Here is a 1338-nt window from a genome sequence, read left to right as displayed (position 1 = left end):
TTACTTACTCTGGCGGAATGGTCATGCGTGAGCTGCTCAAAGTTATTTCCCCGAAGGCGGTACACTCGGCTATCGCCGATATGAAATATATGCGCGACACGCGACTTGATAACCAAGGTCGACATTGTACTGATATAGCCATGCTCAGCCTGAAGATAACCAACCCCCTGCCCATATAACCAACGATTCAAAGCCGTTAATACTTTTTGAGCTGAGTTTTTAACTGTCCAGGAGTCAGGTGTACTGAAGAAGTCGGAGATAAAGTTCTTAACGCAGGTTTCGCTTGCCTCCTTGCCCGCCTCTGCACTACTGACTCCATCTGCAACAATAGCAACCATTCCCTTTACAGTTAATAGAGGCTCTTTCGGGACGTATATTCCGACAGAATCTTCATTTTGGTGCTTTAAGCCCTTTACTGATATTTGCCCTGCACTTGTACGAAGCCCGCTTTCTAGATGCATCTGATATTTCACTCACTTATTTATTATGGGTATTATTGCGTCAATAAGTAGCAAAATAACACCCCCTTTAGATTAAAATCTTAATTTTCAACGGCATATGTAAAAACGAACGCAATATACTGCCTTAGGATTGAACTCAGCGCATAGTCATGCACCATTATCAACCAAGGCGGAAAACAGCATTTTTTAGCTGCACCACTTTAAAGCACGCGTTTTTTCTCAAACGCTCAAAACCTGGCTATAAAACACGAACTTAAGAATTTTTTTCCTTTTTATTTCAATACCCTATGAAATTATTTCGATACTTGGCATAGCTCATGCTTAATTACAGATAATTGCGTAAACAAGCATTGAGTAACGCTAAAGCTTTTCACTAGTAAATAAGCACAGCGTATGCGCAGATTCTCAGACATACGAGGCCATAGAATGAAGAATAGTAGAGTTGTTGTAGTCGGTAACGGCATGGTGGGTCATCACTTCGTTGACCAAATGATTGCATCCGAAATTGGAGCACACATTACAGTACTAGGCGCCGAAACGCGACCAGCCTACGATCGGGTACATCTCTCTGAAGTGTTCTCTGGCAAAGAGCCAAAAGATCTAGCACTAACAACCCGCGAATTCTACAAAGATAATGGTGTTGATGCGATTTTTGGTGATGCCGTTACAGATATAGACCGTAAAAACAAAATTGTTATCACTGAAAGCGGGCGACGCTTCGATTATGACAAGCTAGTATTGGCAACTGGTTCTTATCCTTTTGTACCACCTATCAAAGGTTCTGAAAGCAAAGAATGCCTAACCTACAGAACAATTGATGACTTGGGTGAAATTAAATCACATGCCCAGACCTCAAAAATTGGTGTAGTTGTAGGTG

2 protein-coding genes are annotated in these 1338 nt (G+C 41.7%); one reads left to right on the top strand and one right to left on the bottom strand.

Translation table 11 applies throughout. The features are described 5' to 3' along the window. Positions 1-461 (bottom strand): PP2C family serine/threonine-protein phosphatase (locus A3735_RS06220; protein ID WP_197485703.1); only part of this gene is annotated, 461 nt, incomplete at its 3' end. A 426-nt stretch (positions 462-887) separates the two neighbouring features. Here A3735_RS06220 and A3735_RS06215 point away from each other — a divergent pair. Next, positions 888-1338 (top strand): FAD-dependent oxidoreductase (locus A3735_RS06215; protein ID WP_197485702.1); only part of this gene is annotated, 451 nt, incomplete at its 3' end.

The organism is Oleiphilus sp. HI0061, assembly GCF_001635675.1.
The sequence above is the reverse complement of the archived record's forward strand: the minus strand, read 5'-3'. Positions and strand labels throughout refer to the sequence as shown.